Genomic DNA, 16,844 nt, shown 5'->3' with positions numbered 1-16,844 from the left:
TGATCTTGGTCAATGCGTCCACGTGCAGAATGATCATGATTTTCCTAAACCTGTTGAGCTTGTCTCCTGCGTCTCCCGTCGAGCCGAGCAATCGTCGGGGACGATCGCCAGCAGGTGAGGATAAAAGCGTTATTTCATTGAGGCGATGCCATGAAGGCCATGGTCCTCCACACGGTGCGCACGCCTCTGATCCTGGAGGAGCGCCCGCTCCCGGAGCCTGGAGAAGGCGAGATCCGCATCGCGGTGGAGGCCTGCGCCGTGTGCCGGACCGACCTTCATGTGGTCGATGGCGACCTGCCGCATCCCAAGCTTCCCGTCATTCCAGGCCACGAGATCGTCGGACGGGTGGATGCGCTCGATCCTGGAGCCAGAAACCGCAGGTTGGGCGAGCGCGTGGGCATTCCATGGCTCGGCCATACCTGCGGACATTGCCCCTATTGCACGTCGGGACATGAGAACCTGTGCGACGATCCGCTGTTTACGGGATACACCCGAGACGGTGGTTTCGCGTCCCATGCGATCGCCGATGAAGCTTATGCTTTCAGCCTGCCGGAAGACGGTGATCCCGTCGCTCTGGCGCCCCTCCTCTGCGCCGGACTGATCGGCTGGCGCTCGCTGGCGGCCGCCGGCCCGGGCGAGAGGATCGGCATCTTCGGGTTCGGCGCGGCGGCTCATATCATCGCTCAAGTCTGCAACTGGCAAGGACGCCGCGTCTTCGCCTTCACGCGCCCGGGCGATCTTGCGGCTCAGGATTTCGCCAGGTCCCATGGTGCCGTCTGGGCCGGCGGCTCCGATCAGGATCCTCCCGAGCGTCTCGACGCGGCGATCATCTTCGCGCCGGTGGGCGATCTGGTGCCTGTGGCATTGTGGGCCGTGAGAAAGGGCGGGCGCGTCGTCTGCGGCGGCATCCACATGAGCGACATCCCGCGATTTCCATATCGGCTTCTCTGGGAGGAGCGGCAGATCCTGTCCGTCGCCAACCTGACCCGGCAGGACGCCCTGAATTTCCTGGCGATCATCCCCGAGGCCCACGTCAAGACGCAGACCGTGCGCTACCCGCTGGAAGCCGCCAACGAGGCCCTGGAAGACCTACGATCGGGACGGCTCCAAGGGGCAGCAGTCCTGATCCCCTGAAGTGGAGCACACCCGATGTCACTGCATCCGGACACAGAACCGAACGCTCAAAGAGAGGAATTCATGATCCAGAACATCCGCAGCATCCTGATCGGAATCACGGAAGAAGGCGATGCCGAGGAGCGCTCCTCGGCTCTGCCGTACGGGCTTTCCCTCGCCAGGCAGGCGAACGCCCATGTCACCGTTCAGGCGGCATCCCTGAAGCTCACTCTGACCCATGCCTTCGTCAGCACCTTCGCGGAAGGGCTTGTGGCCGCCGAGAACCGACGCCTGAACGCTCTGGCCCATGCGGCCGCGGAGTCCTCGCAACGCGCTGCGGCGGCCACGGGCATCACCTGCACCACGCAGGCGCCGCAGCTTGCCTATCCGGATCTCATTCGGAGTTTCACCTCTCTCGCCCGCACTCATGACCTGACCATCCTCGACCTGGAGCGGATTTCCCTGGCCGTCGACCGGGGATTGATCGAAGCCGTCCTGATGGAGAGCGGACGGCCGCTCATCGTCGTCCCGGAAGGCCGCGAGTCGTTTGGAGGAGACCGGATCATCGTGGCGTGGGACGGCAGCGCCAAGGCGGCACGCGCGCTCAACGATGCCATGCCCTTCCTGCGGACCGCCTCCCAGGTTGAACTGATCAGCGTCACGGGCGAGAAGGACCTGGCGCATACGGTGCCGGGCGCCGAGATCGCCCCGCATCTCGCCCGCCACGGTGTTGCCGTGAATGTCCTGGCCCTTCCGGCCGTGCAGGGCGACGTGGCCGAGACGCTGCGCAACCACGCCCACCTGACCCGTGCCGACATGATCGTGATGGGCGCCTATGTCCATTCGCGCCTGCGCGAGATGGTGCTCGGCGGCACGACACAGTCACTGCTCGAGGACGCTCCGGTGCCCCTGTTCCTCTCCTACTGACGAAAGGGCTCGGCATCTGCTTGCTCTTCATGGAGGAGGTTTGCATGTACAAGAAGATTCTGATTGCCACGGACGGCTCGTCCTTGGCGGCTCGGGCGGTCGAACACGGAACGAACCTCGCCAAGTCTTTAGGCGCCCATGTCGTGCTCCTGACAGTGACCGAACGGTTCCACGTGTTCGCGCTGGAAGCCGATCAGGTTGAGGAGACACCGTCTTCGTTCCGCGAACAGATGCGAAAGCAGGCTGAGCGCACTCTGTCGGAATCCTCAGACATCGCACACAATCTCGGTGTCGAAGCCACGACGTTTCACGTGGAGGACGACACGCCTTACCAGGCGATCATTCGCACGGCGGAAGACAAGCGCTGCGACGTCATCGTCATGGCCTCGCATGGACGCGGCGGGGTCTCGGCCTTGCTCCTGGGCAGCGAGACCATGAAGGTGCTTGCACATTCAAAGATCCCTGTCCTCGTCGTCAGGTGAGACGCTGCTGCAAGTGCTCCGGAAGGCTCAACGGACCTGTTCTTCGGATCCATCCTTCAAGGCATTCCGGATGCGCCTGATGATGACTCCTTTGGCTTTCCTGTCGGCCGCCGCCTCGACGGCAGCGTTGATCTCGAGAATCAGCTGCGCGTAATCATTGTGCCAGTCCCGATGCCCCGCACCCGCGCTCGGCAGGCGCTCCTCATGACGCTCGATCCGGACCGCCTGCTCGCCCGCCAGATCATAGACATCGTCGATCTCCGGAATGACGGCGCCGGGCACGTGGCTAAGATCCGCGAGGGACGATTGCAGCGCCTTCAAGGCCGGATCTTCTCCATGCACGAGAAAGACGCCGCGCCGAACCGGCAGGCGATCTACAAGCCAAGCCTTCAACTCGGGGCCATCCGCGTGCCCCGAATAGAGGTCCAGGATTCGCATGCGCGCCCGGACCTTGACCTCCTCGCCGTGGATCCGGACCGTCGAGGCACCCTCCTGAAGAATTCTCCCGAGCGTTCCCTGAGCCTGGAAACCCACGAAAAGAACCGTGGCCTCGTCCCGCCAGAGCCACGCCTTCAGGTGATGCCGGATGCGCCCTGCCTCGCACATGCCGCTGGCCGCGATGACGATGTGGAAGCTGTGAATGCGGTCGATGGCCTTGCTCTGCTCCACGGACTCCGTGAAGTGGACCGAGTGGGACCCGAGCGCCTGGATCAAGTCCGAGCCGTTTCTGAGTTCGCCGGCATGGCGCTTGAAGACGGCACTGGCCTTCGAGGCCATCGGAGAATCGATGAAGATCGGAATGGCCGGCAGTTCGCCCGCCTCGATCAGCTCCAACAGATCGACGAGGAGTTCCTGCGTCCGCTCGACCGCAAAGGATGGGATGAGCAGTACCCCGCTCGGGCGCATGGCCGCGCGAACTTCGTCGCGCAGCATCCGGCGGCGACGCTCGATGGTGATGCCGGCCCGGTCCGTATCGCCGTAGGTGGATTCGAGAACGACGTAGTCGAGATCGCGCGGGCCGTCCGGATCGGGCTGAAGGAGCTTGTGGTCGGGCCCGACGTCGCCGGAGAACAGGAGGCGAAGCGGTTGCTCGGCACCGCCTTGCATCACCTCCATCTCGATCGAGGCCGAGCCCAGAAGATGGCCCGCATTCCAGTAGCGAGCCCGCACGCCCGGAACGACATCCAGCCATTGGCCATAGGCCACCGGGCGGAACTGCCTGAGGCACGCGATAGCGTCCGCTTCCGTGTAGATGGGAGACACCGTCTCGCGCCCGCGACGGCTGTTGCGGCGGTTGAGCTGGTTGACCTCCATCTCCTGGATGTAGCCGGAATCCGGAAGCATGATGGAAGCGAGGTCGGCCGTCCCGGCCGTCGCAAAGATCGGCCCGTCGAAGCCGGCCTTCACGAGCTTCGGCACGAGGCCGCTGTGATCGATATGGGCATGGGTGAGGCAGAGTGCGCTCACGCCGCCGACCCTAAACGGAAAGGGCTGGTAGTTGAGCTCCCGCTCGGATTTGGACCCTTGAAACATTCCGCAATCGATCAGGATGCGCGCCGTTTCCGTTTCGAGCAGGAAGCAGGATCCGGTCACCGTGCGGGCGGCACCGTAGAAGTGAAGGCGGAGCGACAAGAAAACCTCCTTGAGATGAGGGTGGGTCCAGCGGGAACAATCGCATCTCGATCCATTCTCGTCGAGCGGCGGGTGGCGGTTCGGGCAATGCAAATCGAACGGCTCCAAGAGCGCCGCTGATCGCGATCACGATGGTTCCGGTCCCCACAGGGCCCGCAGGGCATTGAGGATCACCGCGACATCGATGGCTTCCTGGATCAGGGCTCCCTGCACCGGCGTGATGTAGCCCAAACCGGCGGCAACCATGCCGACCAGCGAGAGGCCGATCCCGACATAGACGCTTTGAAGCGCAATGCGTCGGGACCGACGCGCAGCGACAATGGCGGCCGGGAGCTTATCGAGCTGGTCGACGAGGAGAACCACATCGGCCGCTTCGGCGGACGCCGCCGCGCCTCTTGCGCCCATGGCGACACCGACATCGGCCGCCGCAAGGGCCGGCGCGTCGTTGACGCCGTCGCCGATCATCATGACGGGCCCGTATCGCTTCTCGTCCTGCACGATGGCGATCTTCCGGTCCGGCGTGAGTTCGGCATGAACTTCATTGAGGTGCAATCCGACCGTGACGGCCTGAGCGACCTCGCGACGGTCTCCTGTCGCGAGGACGATCCGGGTGATGCCCAGGCTACGGAGGCTGTCGACCACCCGGGCGGCCTCCATCCGCAGAGGATCGGCCAGGACCAGGAGCCCGGCTTCCTGGCCGTCGACCGATACGGCGACGATGACGGCTCCGGCGGGCCGGTGGTTCTCGGACACCGTCTGCACGATTCTGGGGACGCGCTGCGAGACGTACCGGATCCCGCCGACGGCGACGCGGCGGCCGTCCACAATCCCTTCCAGGCCCTCGCCCGGAACCTCCACGACCTCCGTCGGCGGCAGGAGATCGAGCCGCCGGTCCCGCGCCTCCGCAACCAGCGCCTGCGCGATGACGTGCTTCGATGCCTGATCGAGGGATGCCGCGAGCTGCAGAATCCTGTCGTGCGGCATGTCCGACACTGAGAGAATTTCAGCGAGCTGTGCCTGCCCGTGCGTAAGTGTTCCGGTCTTATCGATGACCAGGCCCGTGACGCGGGTGAGCCCCTCCAGAGCCCTCCCGCCCTTCACCAGCACACCGGCCTTCGCAGCCCGGGAGACACCCGAAACGATCGCCACGGGCACGGCGAGGATGAGAGGACACGGGGTTGCGATGACGAGTACCGCCAGCGCCCGGATCGGATCGCCGCTCCACAGCCACGCGCCTCCGGCGAGCCCGACCGTCAAGGCCAGGAACGCCATGGCGTACCGGTCCGCCAAGCGCGACATGGGGGCCTTCGATCGCTGGGCTGCCTCGATCAGGCGAATGACACCCGCATAGGTGCTCTCGTCCGCGCGGCGCGTGGCCGTCAGGTCGAACGCATCGCCGGCATTCGTCACGCCGCTCATGACCGGCTCGCCCGCTCTTTTCTGGACAGGGATCGACTCGCCCGTCAGCGCCGATTGGTCGAGGACGGCGACACCGTTCTCGATCAGCCCGTCGACGGGAACTACATCGCCCTGCCGGACCAGCAGGCGATCGCCGGGTGCGACGGTTTCGAGCGCGACCTCCTCGAGCCTGCCGTCGCGATGCCGGAGGGCGACACGCGGCACGCGTGCCAGGAGCGCGGTCATCTCGCGGTTGGCGCGGCGTTCGGCGAAACTCTCGAGGTACTGCCCGCCGGCATACATCAAGGCTACGACGACGGCCGCAAGGTATTCCCCGAACACGAGCGCCCCGGACATGGAGAGGGCGGCGACGATATCCAGGCCGACATCGCCGCGCCGCAGGCTGGCGACGATCTCGATCAGCAGCGCAACGAGAACCGGAAGGGTCGCCAGTGCCCAGACCATCCCGGCCCCCTGCCCGCTCCCGGCGATCCGCATCCCGAGACCCAGCACGAGGCCGAAAGCGGGGACCATGACCAGGATGGGGCGGAGGAACCGGTGAAGCTCCTGCAAGGACGGCAAGCCCGGCGTTCGGGACAGCCCAAGTCCGGAAAGGGCCGGCGGATCGGTTTTCTCGAGACCGGGCATCGTCAGGTCCATTCACGGCGCAGGGATCGACGATCCCCGCAGGTCTGCGTGACACTCGCCAGTTTGCGGGCGGGCGGGGCGGGCTGCAAGAAGAACGGATCGGGCATCCCGCTACCGCGCCCTCTTGCCGAGATCCCGGAGGGCGGCGATCCAGGCTTTCCGTTTGCCGTCGTTCATGCCCTCGATCCGGCCGATCAGGGTATGCCGGTTCGGACCGATACCGACCAGGGACAGGATGCTGCGCTTGAGGCTCTTGAGGCTGTGCGCCCCAAAGTACCACCGGTAGACCAAGGCCGGCATGCCCATGGTGACGACGATGCGCGACGAGCGCCCATTGAGCGCGGTCTTCCAATCGCCGCCTGCCTTGCCTCCGCTCATGAAGGCAGGCCGCAGGGCCTGTTCGAGGAACCCCTTGAGGAGAGCTGGCATGCCTCCCAGCCACAGCGGGTAGACGATGACGAGGTGCTCGGCCCATGCCATCGTCTCCTGGGCCTCCGCGATGGCCGATGGCGGCCGGGCTCGGTCCCAATCGGCCTTCTCGCACAGCAGTGGAAAATCGAGATCGGCAACAGGGACGATGCGGACCTGATGGCCGCTCCCCAGCGCCCCTTCAGCATAAGCTTCCGCGAGCGCGTGGCAGAAATGCCCGCCGCCAGGCGTCGGATGCCCCTGAATGATGGCGATGCGCGTCACGGCCGCGTCCGTAGTCCAAGGCCCGGGGGAGCTCCCTGGGACGACATCAATGCGCGATCAGCAGAGGGCTTGCCGCGGTGTGGAGCACATCCCGCGTCGCACCTCCGAAAACCTGCTCTCTCAGCCGGGCATGGCCGTACCCGCCCATGACGATGACATCGGCGGACAGGCGGTTTGCCTCATCCAGGATAACCTCGCCGATGCCGCGGTTCCCGCTCTCGGTCGAGACCACTTCCGCGATCACCCCATGGCGCGCCAGATGGAGTTCCACCTCGTTCCATGGTTCGCTGTCCTCCGGAGGGTCGACGACGAGCACGATGGTGCGAGCCGCCTGCTCGATGAAGCCCAATCCCTCGCGCAGGGCACGGGCCGCCTCGCGGCTGCCGTTCCAGGCCACCAGCACGGTCCGGATCGGTCCCTGGCGATGGCGGCCGGGCGGCACGAGCAGGAGCGCCCGGCCGCTGCCGAAGAGCACCGCCTCGGCGAGATCCGACCAATCGGTTGCATCGGGCTCGCGGTGGGGGCGCGTGGCGATGAAGAGGTCGGCGCAACGCGCCAGTTCCGCGACCTTGGCGGACAGGACGCCGTAAGTCTCGTCGAGACGGCGGAATTCGTTCTGCACCTGGAGGCCGGCCAGCCGTTCCATCAGGCGCTTCGCCGTCGCATCGCCGTCCCGGCGGGCGCGCTCGTCGAGCTCCGCAAGCACCTGCATGGCGGCAGCACCCCCATCCATCGGCATGGGGATCGTGAGGTCCGGCAGCAGATTGGTGAAGATCCCGATCAGATGACTCTGGCCCGCCGTCGCAAGCGCCTGCCCATATTCCAGCCGGATCTCGTCCTCGGCGCTCCCATCCAGATGCACCATGATGTCTTTGGTCATCAACTCGTCCTCCATCGGTCCAGACACGGCTTCGTGCCGGAAGCAGCGGGACCATCATGCGGTCGGAACAGGGGCCCCGCCTTGATCTGGAGCAATCTGTCCCGAAAGGTCCGAACCGTGGCCGCGACTTACGGCGTGATTGCCACCTTCAGCACGCCGTCGCGCTGATGGGAGAAGAGGTCATAGGCTTCCTCGATCTGGTCGAGCTTGAAGCGATGCGTCACAAGCGGACGCGTATCGACACGCCCCGAGGCAATCGCGCTGATGAGCCGGCGCATCCTCTCCTTGCCGCCCGGACAGAGCGTCGTCCGGATCGTATGATCCCCCAGTCCGGCCAGGAAGCCGTCGAGCGGGATCTTGAGATCGCCGGAATAGACGCCGAGCGACGACAGGGTGCCACCGGGACGGAGCACGCGCAGCGCCGCCTCGAAGGTCTGCTGGCGCCCGAGCGCCTCGATGGAAACGTCGACGCCCCGGCCATCGGTAAGACGCCTGATCTCCTCGACCGGATCCGCTTTCGTGAAATCGACCACATGGTCCGCGCCCATCCGTCGCGACATCTCGATCCGCTCCGGGACGCTCTCGACCGCAATGATGGTGGTGGCACCCATCAGCTTCGCCCCAGCCGTGGCGCAGAGCCCAATGGGCCCCTGGGCGAACACGGCCACGGTGTCGCCGATGCGGATACGCCCGCTCTCCGCCCCGGAAAAGCCGGTCGACATGATGTCCGGGCACATGAGCACCTGCTCGTCCGTCAGCCCGTCAGGGACCGGTGCGAGGTTCGCCATGGCGTCGGGCACCCGTACATATTCGGCCTGGCACCCGTCGATGGTGTTGCCGAACTTCCAGCCGCCCATGGGTTTCCAGCCATGCTTCGTGCCGGCGCCGTCCTGAGAGTGGCAACCGCACAGGCAGGCCTCGCTGTGCCCGCTCGGCGTGATGGCGCCGGCGATGACCCGCTGACCCTCGCGGTACCCCTGCACGGCCGAGCCGAGCTTCGCGATGATGCCTACGGGCTCATGCCCGATGGTGAGTCCACGGGCCACCGGATACTCGCCCTTGAGGATGTGGATGTCCGTGCCGCAGATTGTCGTGGTGGTGATACGGACGAGCGCATCGAGCGGTCCGATATCGGGAATTGGCTTCTCGTCGAGGACGATGCGTCCGGGTTCGACGAAAATGGCCGCTTTCATCTTGGGCATGTCCATTTCTCCCAAGGCTGATTTGCCTTCATCATATTACAGGACAGCGCCAAATCCGCCACCCATGGCGAGATCGGCCTGGATCACGCATGAGCCATTGGCGCCCTGTCTCCGTGCCTATGGAATCCCCCAGCCTGAGGGCAGCGAACGCGATCAAGTGATATCCTGATCTCATGACGACCGGGCTTCCATGCCTGCCTTGCCTCCCAGCGAGGCTTACCGACGAAGGCACGGGAGGCAATCCGATGGGTTGCCACGCTATGGTTTCGAGGCTCGATGAGACCTGGAGCAATATTCAGATCGTGGAGCGTAGCCAACTGGCGAACTGCGCAATCAATGCCTTGCGGCGATGTTCGGGGCGGTGGATCAGGTAGTAGCTCAGTCCCGGCAGCGAAAGCTGGTGCGCTTTCACCAGCTCACCCCGTCCGAGTTCCGGTGCCAGAATGGTATCGCTGCAGATCGCCACTCCCTGACCCGCCAATACAGCGGCAATCGCATGCGCCTCCTCACGGAAGCTGACCTGGCAGGTCTCGGCGTCGCGAGGCAGATTGGGCACCTGTTCGCGCGCTGCTCTCCACCAGCGCCTCCAGATCGGACTCTCGGAATCCATCTTCATCCAGTCATAATGGATACGTGGCAATCGGCACATGTCCGCCAGCTCTGTGAGAGGTTTTCCGCCAGGGAGAAGCTCGGGTCGACATACCGGGAAATAGCTGTCGCGAAGCAATTCGTGTGCAATGTGATCGGGGGGCACATGCCGGGCATAGCGGATCGCTACGTCGGCCTCGCCGCTTGCGAGGTTCAGAACCCGGTCCGTACCGATCACCTCGAGGGCGATCTGAGGCTGCGCATCTCGCCATTTTGGGAGGCGCGGCACCAGCCACCGGCTGGCGAAGGCATTGGGTGTCGTGACGCGCAATGTCTCCCCCGTCAGGTCGCCGGGAAGGCTTGCGAGCGCCGCTGCGAACGCGTCGAACCCATTGCGAAGGACCGGAAAGAGCAACTCTCCCGCGGCGGTGAGGCAAAGGGGGCGCGGCCTTCGACGAAAAAGGGACTGGCCGCAACTCTCCTCCAGAAGGCGGATCTGGTGACTGATCGCCGTCGGAGTCACGCCGAGTTCCGCTGCGGCAAGTCGAAAGCTCAAGTGCCTGGCGGCACTTTCAAATGCCCTTAAAGCATTGAGCGGCGGCAGCTTCTTCATTGCTGAAGTGTAGATGAATTTGATTCATCCATCACCTGATTTCTTCGATTTTGTCACCGCTTGCCCCTTGTGAGACGCTGCACTGAGTTTCGGAGGGGAGAAATGGCATGCCGCTGGAAGTCACCACCCTCAATTCTGCCACCGAAAGCAAGGGTCTAAACTTCGCCCGATTGCGCCGCGCCTTAAGCGGAGAGTTGGTACTGCCCACAGATTCGGGTTTCGCAAAGGCACGGCAGGTCTGGAACGGTCTCGTCGACCGGCGTCCGGCTGCAATTGCCTATTGTTCCGGCGTGAACGATGTCGTCACAGCTCTTTCCTTCGCGCGAGCCAACGCCGTGCCCCTTTCGGTACGCAGCGGCGGGCACAACGTGGCCGGAAACTCCGTGTGCGAGGGCGGCCTCGTCGTCGATCTGTCTCGTATGAAGAACAGGGTGGTGGACGACAAGCGGCGTCTTGCGTGGGTCGAGTCCGGGCTGACACTCGCCGAGTTCGATAGCGCCACGCAGGTTTGCGGCTTGGCAACGACCATGGGCGTGAACGGCGACACCGGCATTGCCGGTCTGACGCTTGGCGGGGGCTTCGGCAAGCTCGGACGGCGCTTTGGGCTCGCCTGCGACAATCTCGTGTCCGCGGAAATCGTGACGGCCGACGGCAGGGTGCTTCGCGCCAGCAGCGACGAAAACCCAGACCTCTTTTGGGGACTTCGCGGCGGTGGCGGAAACTTCGGCATCGTCACTAGCTTCGAGTATCGGCTCCATCCGATCGGCACCGAGGTTATCGCAGGCAGCATTACATTCCCGGAGCCAGAAGCGCGATCTGCGATGCGGTTTTACAGCGAGTTCGCCAGGGTGGCACCGGACGAGCTCAGCCTTGACGCCGCGCTCGTTACATCGGCGGGAGAGCGAATGTTCTCGATCTCAATCTTCCACTCCGGTTCACCTACCGAGGCGAATAAGGCGGTCGCCCCTCTCCTCGCCTATGCTCGGGGCAAGGCGGTGAGCGAGCGGCTCGGGCGTGTCCGTTACCTTGACGTGCAGTCTTCCGGTGACGCTCTGTTTCCACGGGGACGTCGCTATGCTTGGAAGGCTCAGTTCATGCGCGAGTTGAGCGACGAGGCGATCAGCGTTCTCCTCGAGACCTACAGGAGGGCACCAAGCAGCGAAGCGCTGCTGGTGTTCCAGCAGGTCGGCGGTGCGATTTCCCGCGTCCCCGTCTCAGACACGGCGTATGCGTGCCGAAGTGCCGAACTCGACTGTTTCCCCATCGCTATCTGGGACGACCCTGGCCGGGACGAGGACAATATCGGCTGGACCCGCGAGATGTGGGCGGCCCTACGGCCCTACTCGACCGGCGCCGTCTATGTGAACAATCTCGGCGACGAAGGTCAGGACCGAGTGAAGGCGGCATACGGTCCAAACTACGAGAGACTTGCCAAGCTGAAGAACAAATATGATCCGTTGAACATGTTCTTTCTAAACCAGAACATCAAACCGAGCGTCGGTATCGAGGGCGGATAGGACATCCGTTGCGATGGGTACATACAAGGTGTGCCGCAGGTCCTGGAGGATCTGAAGCAAGCTGAGCCGCTCCTCATGTCCTGGCCGGGGGCAACGCTGCCAGCCCGATCTGGTCGCGGGCTTCTTGACCATATCCCAATCATCCGAAACAAGATATCGATCACATCGAGACAACCGGCCTACCGCCGGCAGCGCCCGCGAAGGAGGAGATTGATCTGCCTGAGGATCAGGATGAGGCGAGCGCAGACGGAGGGTGGTCACCCCTTATCCGGGACAGGCTCGCTAAGGCGAACTGTTGTAGGATCTGTCACGAGAAGCCCGGATTTTCCGGTCCTCCCGACGAAACCCTCTGGGGTACTCGAAGTCATTCCGCGCAAATACTCACTGCCATCGGGTTGTTGAACATGACAACGGCCCTACAACACTTGGCTAAGTTTAACCTGAATTGCGGCAGCAAGGCCTCAGATCGAGTAGCCGGAGCACAGGCCGACGTTGGACTGAACCGGAATTGACCGACTGAGCTGAACTATTCTCGCTGGAGGCGTTCGCCCGGATGACGATGGATCAGGTTCAAGGATCGCAGGCCTCCTCCACGGCTCTCGAGCGCGACGCCCGCTTGGTGTCTACGGACCACAGGGTTGCACCGAGCGAGATCGCCATCGGGGTCGTGATTGGCCGGGCGGCGGAATATTTCGACTTCTTCGTCTTCGCCATCGCATCCGTGGTGGTGTTTCCCAAGGTGTTCTTTCCGTTCGCGGAGCCTGTGACGGCGACGCTCTATTCCTTCGCCCTGTTCTCGCTGGCCTTCATTGCCCGGCCAATCGGCACGATCATCTTCATGGCTATCGACCGCCGGCATGGGCGCGGCGTCAAACTGACCATCGCGCTCTTCCTGCTCGGCTTCTCGACCATGGCGGTCTCCTTCTTGCCCCGCTACGAGCAGATCGGAGCCTGGTCCCTCTATCTTCTGGCCACCCTGCGCATCGGGCAGGGCCTCGCCCAGGGCGGCGCCTGGGATGGGCTGGCCTCCCTCCTCGCGCTCAATGCGCCCGCAGAGCGGCGGGGCTTCTACACCGCCGTCGCGCAACTCGGCGCTCCACTTGGCTTCATGGTCGCCAGCGTCCTGTTCGCGTTCTTCATGCTTAACCTGTCCGAAGCCGATTTTCTGGATTGGGGCTGGCGCTATCCGTTCTTCTGCGCGTTCACCATCAACGTCGTCGCCGTATTCGCGCGGCTGCGGCTCGTGGCGACGGAAGAGTTTTCGCGCCTTCTCGAACAGCGTCGGCTCGAACCCTCACCCGTCATCCCACTGATCCGCACCCAGGGGCGCGTTCTCGTCGTCGGAGCGCTGATCCCGCTGGCAAGCTTCGCCTTGTTCCATCTCGTCACCGTGTTTCCCATCAGCTGGATTACCCTGTTCACGCAGCGCTCGGCGGGTGAATTCCTGATGATCCAATGCTCAGGCGCCTTCATCTGCGCTGGAGCCGTCGTGGCGTCCGGACTGATCGCCGACCAGATCGGCCGCCGCAGGCTGCTCATCCTTTCGGCCGGTCTCATCGCGATCTTCGCTCTCTGCAGCACCATCGCGCCCCTGATCATCGAGGAGAACGCTATCGGCCAGACGATCTACGTCAATGCGGGTTTCACGCTGCTCGGCTTGTCTTACGGCCAATCGTCCGGAGCGGTGACGTCGCAACTCGAACGGCGCTACCGCTATACGGGCGCGGCCCTCACGACAGACCTCGCATGGCTGCTCGGCGCCGGTTTTGCGCCGCTGATCGTCTTGTTCCTGTCGGCCCGTTACGGGCTTGCCTGCGTCGGTTTGTATCTGTTGTCGGGGGCGATCACGACCCTCGTGGCACTCAGCCTGTCCCGCTCCGAAATCCGGCAGGTTTGAACCATGCATGAGCCGGTGCGACCATCCCGTCGAAACGCCTGCCGCCACCCGGGCGAATCCTTGAAGCGCAAGTCCCTCCGCGTTCTGGCGCTGCTCGCCACAGCGGGCCTGCTCGCCGGATGCAACATGACCGTCATGTTTCCGTCCGGCGACGTGGCGGTCCAGCAGCGCAACCTCGTCGTCGCATCCGTCGCCCTCATGCTGCTCGTCGTCCTGCCGGTGATCGCGCTCACCTTCATCTTCGCATGGCGCTACCGCGCATCGAACACGGATGCGCCGTACGATCCTGAGTTCCACCATTCGACCCAGCTCGAAGTTGTCATCTGGACCGTGCCTCTGCTCATCATCATCGCGCTAGGCGCCATGACCTGGATCGGCACGCACACGCTCGACCCTTACAGGCCGCTCGCGCGGATCGGTCCCGACAAGCCCGTGCCCCCCGACATGAAGCCCCTAACGGTCGAGGTCGTCGCGCTCGATTGGAAATGGCTGTTCATTTATCCTGACTACGGCATCGCGAGCGTCAATGAGATGGCCGCGCCGGCGAACGTGCCGATCTCCTTCAAGATCACGTCCTCCTCCGTGTGGAACACGTTCTTCGTTCCCGCCATGGCGGGCATGATCTACGCCATGCCGGGCATGGAGACGAAGCTTCATGCCGTGATGAACGAAGAGGGGACGTTCAACGGTCTGTCGGCCCATTACAGCGGATCCGGCTTCTCCCGCATGACGTTCGGCTTCCAAAGCCTCAGCCAGCAGGGCTTCGACGAGTGGATCGCGAACGCCAGATCGGCCGGAGCGCCCCTCGACCGACAAGCCTATCTCGCGCTCGAAAAGCCGAGCGAGGCCGAACCGGTCCGCTATTTCGCCTCCGTTGAGAACGGACTCTACGAGGCCATTCTCGGCTTGTGCGTCGCGCCGGGCCAGATGTGCGTTAGCGAGATGCACCATATCGACAGGATGGGCGGCTCGGCCGAGGGAGGCGAGGAGAACCGCAGGCGTCTCGATTACGACAACCGACGCCTGGAAAGCGGCGACGAGCCGTCAGGGGCGACCTTCCCCGCCTCCGGCCGCGCCCCCAGGAGTCTCGAAGAGCCGGAAGGCGTGATGCCGCGCGACCAGCCTGGCGAAGGGCAGGTCAATCCCCCGCGCGGCAACTTGCCGCCCGGCCCTGAGGGCGGCCCCGCCCCATCCCAATTGAACACCCAACCGCCCGACTCACACCCGCACTGATCCGGACGAGCATTCCCATGTTCTCGAACCTCGATCTCCAGCAACTCATCTTCGGGCGCCTGTCGCTCGAGGCTATCCCCTATCACGAGCCGATCCTGCTCGTGACATTCGTGGTCGTGGCCTTGGGTGGGCTCGCGCTCATGGCCGCCATCACATGGTACGGCAAGTGGGGCTACCTCTGGCACGAATGGTTCACGAGCGTCGATCACAAGAAGATCGGCATCATGTACGTGGTTCTCGCCATCGTGATGCTGCTGCGCGGCTTCGCCGATGCGGTCATGATGATCACCCAGAAGGCGCTCTCGGTAGGCGCATCTGAAGGCTATCTGCCTCCGCACCATTACGATCAGGTCTTCAGCGCCCACGGCATGATCATGATCTTCTTCATGGCCATGCCCTTCGTGACCGGCATCATGAACTACATCATGCCGCTGCAGATAGGCGCTCGCGACGTCGCCTTCCCGTTCCTGAACAATTTCAGCTTCTGGATGACGGCGGGCGGCGCCATTCTCACGATGATGTCCCTGTTCGTGGGTGAATTCTCGCGCGCCACCTGGCTGGGCTTCGCACCGCTGTCGGGGGCGGCTTACAGTCCGGGCGTCGGGGTCGATTACTATATCTGGGGCCTCCAGATCGCGGGCGTCGGCACGACGCTGTCAGGCATCAACCTGATCGCCACCATCGTCAAGATGCGCGCGCCGGGCATGACGATGATGAAGCTGCCCGTCTTCTGCTGGACGACGCTTGCCAGCAACGCCATCATCGTGACGATCTTCCCGGTCCTGACCGCGACCTTGGCGCTTCTTGCCCTCGACCGTTACGTGGGGACGCATTTCTTCACGAACGATTTCGGCGGCAATTCGATGATGTACATGAACCTCATCTGGATCTGGGGCCATCCGGAGGTCTACGTTCTCATCCTGCCCGCCTTCGGCATCTTCTCGGAGGTCACGTCGACCTTCTGCAGCAAGCGGCTGTTCGGCTATACGTCGATGGTTTACGCCACGATGGTGATCGCCCTCGTATCATGGCTCGTCTGGCTGCACCATTTCTTCACCATGGGCGCAGGCCCTACCGTCAACGCCTTCTTCGGCATCGCCAGCATGATCATCTCGATCCCGACGGGCGCGAAAGTGTTCAACTGGCTCTTCACGATGTATCGCGGCAAAATCCGGTTCGAGACACCCTTCATCTGGGTTGTAGGCTTCATTCCCACATTCGTGATCGGCGGGCTGACAGGCGTTCTGCTCGCGGTGCCGCCCGCAGATTTCGTGGTGCACAACAGCCTGTTCCTCGTCGCCCATTTCCACAACGTCATCATCGGCGGCGTGGTGTTCGGGCTGCTGGCGGGCGTCCAGTACTGGTTCCCCAAGGCCTTCGGCTACAAGCTCGACCCGTTCTGGGGCAAGGCGTCGTTCTGGTGCTGGCTTGTCGGCTTCTGGACCGTATTCGGCCCGCTCTACATCCTAGGCCTGATGGGCGTGACGCGCCGGACTCAGCATTTCGACGACCCGAGCGTGCAGCCTTTCCTGACGGTCGCGGCCATCGGCGTCTTCATCATCGCGGCTGGTATCCTGGCCTTCCTGATTCAGCTCATTGTCAGCTATCTCCGGCGCGAGAGCCTGCGTGACCTCACCGGCGATCCATGGGACGGGCGCACGCTCGAATGGGCAACGTCCTCGCCGCCACCGCCCTACAATTTCGCCTTCACGCCCGTGGTCCACGATCTCGATGCATGGTGGGACATGAAGAGGCGCGGCTTCGATCATCCCATGGAAGGCTTCAAGCCGATCCACATGCCCAGGAATACCGGCGCGGGCGTGGTGCTGGCCGGGCTCAGCACGGTGCTCGGCTTTGCTCTGGTCTGGTACATCTGGTGGCTAGCTGCCCTGTCGTTCGTCGCGCTCCTGGCAACCGCCATCATCCACACCTTCAACTACAACCGGGACTATTACATTCCGGCCGAGGACGTCGTCCGGCTCGAAAGCCAGCGTATGGCGCAACTCGCAGGAAGGGCCTGA

At 63.8% G+C, this 16,844-nt stretch carries 13 protein-coding genes; 7 read left to right on the top strand and 6 right to left on the bottom strand.

The window, feature by feature from the left end; all coding sequences use genetic code 11:
- Positions 1-150: 150 nt before the first annotated feature.
- The 3 genes from H0S73_RS09040 (at position 151) to H0S73_RS09030 (ending at position 2,522) form a co-directional block, all read left to right on the top strand.
- The gene (locus tag H0S73_RS09040) at positions 151-1,134 is read left to right on the top strand and encodes a zinc-dependent alcohol dehydrogenase family protein (RefSeq protein ID WP_181051845.1); all 984 of its coding nucleotides are present in this window, start codon (positions 151-153) and stop codon (positions 1,132-1,134) included.
- Between the two features lie 63 nt (positions 1,135-1,197).
- Positions 1,198-2,040: a universal stress protein gene (locus H0S73_RS09035; protein WP_181051844.1), complete on the top strand. Its 843-nt coding sequence runs from the start codon at positions 1,198-1,200 to the stop codon at positions 2,038-2,040.
- 44 nt (positions 2,041-2,084) lie between these two features.
- Positions 2,085-2,522: a universal stress protein gene (locus H0S73_RS09030; protein ID WP_181051843.1), complete on the top strand. Its 438-nt coding sequence runs from the start codon at positions 2,085-2,087 to the stop codon at positions 2,520-2,522.
- Positions 2,523-2,549: 27 nt separating this feature from the next.
- Here the strand turns inward: H0S73_RS09030 and H0S73_RS09025 are convergent, their stop codons facing one another.
- The 6 genes from H0S73_RS09025 to H0S73_RS09000 form a co-directional block, all read right to left on the bottom strand.
- Positions 2,550-4,154, bottom strand: a complete 1,605-nt coding sequence (locus H0S73_RS09025) for an MBL fold metallo-hydrolase (RefSeq protein ID WP_181051842.1) — start codon at positions 4,152-4,154, stop codon at positions 2,550-2,552.
- A 126-nt stretch (positions 4,155-4,280) separates the two neighbouring features.
- A complete protein-coding gene (locus H0S73_RS09020; protein ID WP_181051841.1) occupies positions 4,281-6,200 on the bottom strand; it encodes a heavy metal translocating P-type ATPase in 1,920 nt (639 codons plus the stop codon).
- Positions 6,201-6,311: 111 nt separating this feature from the next.
- The gene (locus tag H0S73_RS09015) at positions 6,312-6,893 is read right to left on the bottom strand and encodes an NAD(P)H-dependent oxidoreductase (protein ID WP_181051840.1); all 582 of its coding nucleotides are present in this window, start codon (positions 6,891-6,893) and stop codon (positions 6,312-6,314) included.
- 46 nt (positions 6,894-6,939) lie between these two features.
- Positions 6,940-7,773: a universal stress protein gene (locus H0S73_RS09010; protein ID WP_181051839.1), complete on the bottom strand. Its 834-nt coding sequence runs from the start codon at positions 7,771-7,773 to the stop codon at positions 6,940-6,942.
- 128 nt (positions 7,774-7,901) lie between these two features.
- Entirely contained in the window at positions 7,902-8,975 is a 1,074-nt protein-coding gene (locus H0S73_RS09005; RefSeq protein ID WP_181051838.1) for an NAD(P)-dependent alcohol dehydrogenase, read from the bottom strand.
- 295 nt (positions 8,976-9,270) lie between these two features.
- Complete coding sequence (locus H0S73_RS09000; RefSeq protein ID WP_181051837.1) at positions 9,271-10,176, bottom strand: LysR substrate-binding domain-containing protein; 906 nt, start codon at positions 10,174-10,176, stop codon at positions 9,271-9,273.
- Between the two features lie 107 nt (positions 10,177-10,283).
- Between H0S73_RS09000 and H0S73_RS08995 the strand changes: the two genes are divergently transcribed.
- The 4 genes from H0S73_RS08995 (at position 10,284) to cyoB (ending at position 16,844) form a co-directional block, all read left to right on the top strand.
- Positions 10,284-11,693, top strand: coding sequence for an FAD-binding oxidoreductase (locus H0S73_RS08995; RefSeq protein ID WP_181051836.1), 1,410 nt, complete (start codon positions 10,284-10,286; stop codon positions 11,691-11,693).
- Positions 11,694-12,246: 553 nt separating this feature from the next.
- Positions 12,247-13,590, top strand: a complete 1,344-nt coding sequence (locus tag H0S73_RS08990) for an MFS transporter (protein ID WP_181051835.1) — start codon at positions 12,247-12,249, stop codon at positions 13,588-13,590.
- Positions 13,591-13,593: 3 nt separating this feature from the next.
- Positions 13,594-14,823 (top strand): ubiquinol oxidase subunit II, encoded by a 1,230-nt coding sequence (cyoA, locus tag H0S73_RS08985; protein ID WP_181051834.1) that lies wholly within the window; start codon positions 13,594-13,596, stop codon positions 14,821-14,823.
- A gap of 17 nt (positions 14,824-14,840) precedes the next feature.
- A complete protein-coding gene (gene cyoB / locus H0S73_RS08980; RefSeq protein ID WP_181051833.1) occupies positions 14,841-16,844 on the top strand; it encodes a cytochrome o ubiquinol oxidase subunit I in 2,004 nt (667 codons plus the stop codon).

It is taken from the genome of Microvirga mediterraneensis, from assembly GCF_013520865.1.
Classification (GTDB): domain Bacteria; phylum Pseudomonadota; class Alphaproteobacteria; order Rhizobiales; family Beijerinckiaceae; genus Microvirga; species Microvirga mediterraneensis.
This window is presented reverse-complemented; position numbering and strand designations above follow the sequence as displayed.

Excerpts from the sequence above, each read along its gene's own strand:
- H0S73_RS09010 (WP_181051839.1), bottom strand. The coding sequence starts at position 7,773 with ATGACCAAAGACATCATGGTGCATCTGGATGGGAGCGCCGAGGACGAG.
- H0S73_RS09030 (WP_181051843.1), top strand. The coding sequence starts at position 2,085 with ATGTACAAGAAGATTCTGATTGCCACGGACGGCTCGTCCTTGGCGGCT.
- H0S73_RS08990 (WP_181051835.1), top strand. The coding sequence starts at position 12,247 with ATGACGATGGATCAGGTTCAAGGATCGCAGGCCTCCTCCACGGCTCTC.
- H0S73_RS09035 (WP_181051844.1), top strand. The coding sequence starts at position 1,198 with ATGATCCAGAACATCCGCAGCATCCTGATCGGAATCACGGAAGAAGGC.
- cyoB (WP_181051833.1), top strand. The coding sequence starts at position 14,841 with ATGTTCTCGAACCTCGATCTCCAGCAACTCATCTTCGGGCGCCTGTCG.
- cyoA (WP_181051834.1), top strand. The coding sequence starts at position 13,594 with ATGCATGAGCCGGTGCGACCATCCCGTCGAAACGCCTGCCGCCACCCG.
- H0S73_RS09020 (WP_181051841.1), bottom strand. The coding sequence starts at position 6,200 with ATGCCCGGTCTCGAGAAAACCGATCCGCCGGCCCTTTCCGGACTTGGG.
- H0S73_RS09005 (WP_181051838.1), bottom strand. The coding sequence starts at position 8,975 with ATGCCCAAGATGAAAGCGGCCATTTTCGTCGAACCCGGACGCATCGTC.
- H0S73_RS09040 (WP_181051845.1), top strand. The coding sequence starts at position 151 with ATGAAGGCCATGGTCCTCCACACGGTGCGCACGCCTCTGATCCTGGAG.
- H0S73_RS08995 (WP_181051836.1), top strand. The coding sequence starts at position 10,284 with ATGCCGCTGGAAGTCACCACCCTCAATTCTGCCACCGAAAGCAAGGGT.
- H0S73_RS09000 (WP_181051837.1), bottom strand. The coding sequence starts at position 10,176 with ATGAAGAAGCTGCCGCCGCTCAATGCTTTAAGGGCATTTGAAAGTGCC.